Raw genomic sequence first — 4,220 nt, 5'->3', positions numbered from 1 at the left:
AGCTTCAAATTGCATCTATAGCATGATATGCAACACCCCGCACGAGGACGTGCGGGGCCAAACCATTAGTGCGTTTTGCATTTTTCGTACAAGCCGCGTTCTTTCAGCACAGAAATGAGCGTTTCGCCGATGACGGCCGGCGTTTCCGCCACTTTAATGCCGCATTCGGTCATTTTTTTGATTTTCTCTGCGGCCGTGCCTTTGCCGCCGGAAATGATCGCGCCGGCATGGCCCATCCGTTTGCCCGGAGGCGCCGTTTGCCCGCCGATAAAGCCGACGACCGGTTTCGTCATGTTCGCTTTCACCCATTCGGCCGCTTCTTCTTCCGCCGTGCCGCCGATTTCGCCGATCATAATGACCGCGTACGTTTCTTCGTCTTCATTAAACGCCTTCAACACATCGATGAAGTTTGTGCCGTTGACCGGGTCGCCGCCGATGCCGACCGCCGTCGACTGGCCGATGCCGGCTTGCGTCAGTTGGTGAACGGCTTCGTACGTCAGCGTGCCGGAACGGGAAACAATGCCGACATGTCCTTTTTTATGGATATAGCCCGGCATAATGCCGATTTTGCACTCTTCCGGCGTAATGACGCCCGGGCAGTTCGGGCCGATGAGGCGCGTCTTTTTGCCCTCCATGTACCGTTTCACTTTCACCATATCAAGCACCGGAATGCCTTCGGTGATGCAAACGACAAGGTCGAGTCCCGCGTCGACCGCTTCCATGATGGCATCCGCAGCGAAGGCCGGCGGAACGTAAATGACCGAGGCGTTCGCTCCCGTTCTTTCGACCGCTTCCGAAACAGTGTCAAACACCGGCACGCCTTCGACTTCCGTGCCGCCTTTGCCCGGCGTGACGCCGCCGACGATGTTCGTCCCGTACTCGATCATCTGCTTTGTATGGAACAGCCCTTGCGAACCGGTAATCCCTTGCACGATCACTTTCGTGTCTTTATTGACAAAAACGCTCACGTGTCTCCCTCGCTTTCTTAACGTACTAGCTCGACGATTTTTTGTGCTCCGTCCGCCATCGATTCGGCCGCAATAATGTTTAAGCCTGACTCTTGCAAAATCTTTTTCCCAAGCTCAACGTTCGTTCCTTCAAGCCGGACGACAAGCGGAAGCGTCAAACCGACTTGCTTCGTCGCCGCGACGATGCCGCTCGCGATGACATCGCATTTCATAATGCCGCCGAAAATGTTGACGAAAATGCCTTTGACGTTCGGGTCGGACAAAATGATTTTGAACGCTTCCCTTACTTTTTCCTCGCTGGCGCCGCCGCCGACATCGAGGAAGTTGGCCGGCTCGCCTCCGTAATATTTGATGATGTCCATTGTCGCCATCGCCAAGCCGGCGCCGTTGACCATGCAGCCGATGTTGCCGTCAAGAGCGATGTAGTTCAAGTCGTATTTCGACGCTTCGACTTCTTTCGGGTCTTCTTCATCCAAGTCGCGGTATTCAAGGATGTCCGGATGGCGGTATAAGGCGTTTGAATCGAAATTCAGCTTCGCATCAAGCGCCATCACTTTGCCGTCGCCGGTGACGACAAGCGGGTTGATTTCGGCGATCGAGCAGTCTTTATCGACAAACACTTGGTACAAGCCCATCATAAATTTGACCGCTTGGTTGACGAGATGCTTCGGAATGTTGATGTTGAAAGCCAATCGGCGCGCTTGGAACGCTTGGAGCCCGACGGCTGGATCGATGTATTCTTTAAAAATTTTCTCCGGCGTTTTCGCCGCCACTTCTTCGATTTCCGTTCCGCCTTCTTCCGACCCCATTAACACGACGCGCGAGGTGGCGCGGTCGACGACAAGGCCGATGTAGTATTCTTTTTGGATGTCGCACCCTTCTTCAATCAACAGCCGTTTCACTTCTTTTCCTTCCGGGCCGGTTTGATGGGTGACGAGCACTTTGCCGAGCAATTCGCTGGCGTATGTACGGACTTCCTCGAGGCTTTTTGCCACTTTCACCCCGCCCGCTTTGCCGCGCCCGCCGGCATGAATTTGCGCTTTGACGACACACACCGGCGCGCCGAGCTCTTTCGCCGCTTCGACCGCTTCATCCACCGTGAACGCGACGCGGCCGTTCGGCACGCTCACACCATAGCTTCGCAAAATTTCTTTTGCTTGGTATTCATGAATGTTCATGCGCCAACCTCCTATGTATAAAATCAAAAAAGTCTTAGCGCTTTCATTTTATACCTAACATTTCGCGCTTGTCCACCGTTTCGCCGCAAAATTAAGAAAGCGGGGAATAGGAAAATTATCCCTTCCCCGCTCTTTCTCCTTTCGCTTCCTGATCAAGCTGATACAAAAACACGAACAATTCAGCCACTAAGGCGTACAGCTCCTCCGGGATCATTTCGTTGATCTCCACTTTCCCCAGCAGCTCAACAAGCGTCGGATCTTGGCGAATCGGCACGCCGTGCTGCCGGGCGGCGGCGATGATCGCTTCGGCGACCTTGCCAACCCCTTTCGCCTTGACGATCGGAGCTGCGTCAAGTGCCGCATCGTAAGACAAGGCGACTGCTTTTTTCCGCTCCTCGTTCATGCTTGGCAATCCACCTCGCTGCAACTGTCGGCAAACAGAAAAACGGAAGGCGGAGGAGGGGCGGAACGCGTTGCCTTTACATCAATGCCTGAAAGCGCATAGCCGTGCGCCTGAAACCGCTCTTTGACAAGCGGAGCCATCCGAGCGGCAGCAACCGCCAACCGCGGATCATCGTGAAAAATGGAGATGTGGACGATCCGTCGTTGCACGCGCATATCAACGATCACCTCTCCCAGCTCTTCAAGCGTCAGGCAACAAACAATGCGGTTGTAATCGGCATCAAGCGGCCCGCCTTGTTTCCTCCTTCCTTGCCAGCACACAGCAAAATCGCTGCTGCGGCCGCCAAGCGGCAATGGAAACGAAATCCATACGTGCTCAATGAGCCCATCGCCGCCAGCAGCGATGGCCATGCCATCGAGCTGGTCGAGAATCGCTTCGGCCGCCCTCTTGGCCCCTTCGCTCCCCGATTCATGAAGAAAGCGAAGAAGCAGCCGTTTCAACGACGGGGCGGAAGGCAAATCCTCGATTTTCCCAACACGGACGAGCGCCGCCTCGTCCTCAAGCCCAAGCCGCACGGCCGCTCGCCTCAGCCAGCAAAACAGCGACAGCGCCGGATCTCTCGTCGCTCGAGCGGCCGCCCACAACTTCGCTTCCGCGGCGGGCAGCGCTCCGCTTTGATAGGCAGCATCAAGAGCTGCCCACCGTTCCAAAAACGCCTCCTCGTCCGTCAAGCCGAGCTGCCGAATGATATCGACAAACCGGCGGCATTGCACCGCCTCCCGAAGCGCCAAGCGGCGGTCCTCCGGCAACGGGGCGAGCCCAAGGCGGGCAAGAAGCGCGCGGGCCGTTTCGGCCTCTTCCTCCCCTGACAGCAACAAACGCACGGCCGCCTCGTAAGCGGACAGCGGCGGTGAAAGAAACTTCTCCATCGCCCGGCTGAGCTCAAGCGCCGCCGGATGGGCGGAAAGGGCGGCAATGGCCGCTTTCAGTTTCCCCAACCCCTCAGCGAGCGGCACCCCGGTTTTGGCTGCCCATAGCGCGCGAAACACGGCTGAAGAGAACGGCAGCCGGCGGCGAAACAAATGGGCGAGCACGTCTTCGGCCGCGTCCGGCTGGCCGGTCTCTTTCACCGCTTCAGTCAGTGCGGCAATTTCCTCTTTCGTTGCAGCCGCGCCAGCTTTCAGCGCTTGGCGGAGCACCGGCAGCGCCGCATCCGGCAGTTTCCACGCTTTTTGCCACCGGCGCACCGCCTCTTCACCTGACGGAGCAGACGCCGGTTCGGAAAGGGGAATGGCTTTCCAATAAATTGTTCCTTGTCGTTCGTGAATTTCAAACAAATACAAACGTCCGACGGCAAGCGGCGCCTCCAAACGGGCGCGCACAAGCTGTCCGCCAGCGCGGACGAGCGCCGCCCGCTCCCCGGTTTCCATCTCCTCGACCCGCTCCACTCGGCCGACGACGGCCTGCCCCGGCTGAAACCGCCGGCTGGATGTCGCGTCGCGGACAGCGGTCGTTGGCATTGTCCGCTCCATGCGCTCGACCATTTCGTCCCATCCCTTCTTCTAGAGCTGCTCGCTCGCCTTCAGCACCTCCCTCACCGGTGCGAACGAACGACGGTGCTCAGGCGTAACGCCGTAGCGGCGGATCGCCTCGAAATGTTCCGGCGTTCCG

4 protein-coding genes and 1 pseudogene are annotated in these 4,220 nt (G+C 57.6%); all 5 read right to left on the bottom strand.

Annotated elements, in window-relative coordinates:
* Window positions 1–65: 65 nt before the first annotated feature.
* On the bottom strand, window positions 66–968 hold the full coding sequence (gene sucD, locus VU18_RS05200; RefSeq protein ID WP_011230709.1) for a succinate--CoA ligase subunit alpha: 903 nt from the start codon (window positions 966–968) through the stop codon (window positions 66–68).
* A 17-nt stretch (window positions 969–985) separates the two neighbouring features.
* The gene (sucC, locus tag VU18_RS05195; RefSeq protein ID WP_011230708.1) at window positions 986–2,146 is read right to left on the bottom strand and encodes an ADP-forming succinate--CoA ligase subunit beta; all 1,161 of its coding nucleotides are present in this window, start codon (window positions 2,144–2,146) and stop codon (window positions 986–988) included.
* 115 nt (window positions 2,147–2,261) lie between these two features.
* On the bottom strand, window positions 2,262–2,549 hold the full coding sequence (locus tag VU18_RS05190) for an EscU/YscU/HrcU family type III secretion system export apparatus switch protein (RefSeq protein WP_020278183.1): 288 nt from the start codon (window positions 2,547–2,549) through the stop codon (window positions 2,262–2,264).
* Window positions 2,546–4,093, bottom strand: a complete 1,548-nt coding sequence (locus VU18_RS05185) for a flagellar hook-length control protein FliK (protein WP_047757743.1) — start codon at window positions 4,091–4,093, stop codon at window positions 2,546–2,548. Before VU18_RS05185 ends, VU18_RS05190 begins: the two co-directional genes overlap by 4 nt.
* A gap of 18 nt (window positions 4,094–4,111) precedes the next feature.
* Window positions 4,112–4,220: pseudogene (locus VU18_RS19365) on the bottom strand (ribonuclease HII); the annotation flags it as partial.

The sequence above is a fragment of the Geobacillus sp. ZGt-1 genome, from assembly GCF_001026865.1.
In the GTDB taxonomy this organism is placed as follows: domain Bacteria; phylum Bacillota; class Bacilli; order Bacillales; family Anoxybacillaceae; genus Geobacillus; species Geobacillus thermoleovorans.
Note: the sequence above shows the minus strand (reverse complement) of the source record. Positions and strands in the feature narration are given on the sequence as shown.

Coding starts and splice junctions, on each gene's coding strand:
- sucC (WP_011230708.1), bottom strand. CDS start 2,146: ATGAACATTCATGAATACCAAGCAAAAGAAATTTTGCGAAGCTATGGT.
- VU18_RS05190 (WP_020278183.1), bottom strand. CDS start 2,549: ATGAACGAGGAGCGGAAAAAAGCAGTCGCCTTGTCTTACGATGCGGCA.
- VU18_RS05185 (WP_047757743.1), bottom strand. CDS start 4,093: ATGGTCGAGCGCATGGAGCGGACAATGCCAACGACCGCTGTCCGCGAC.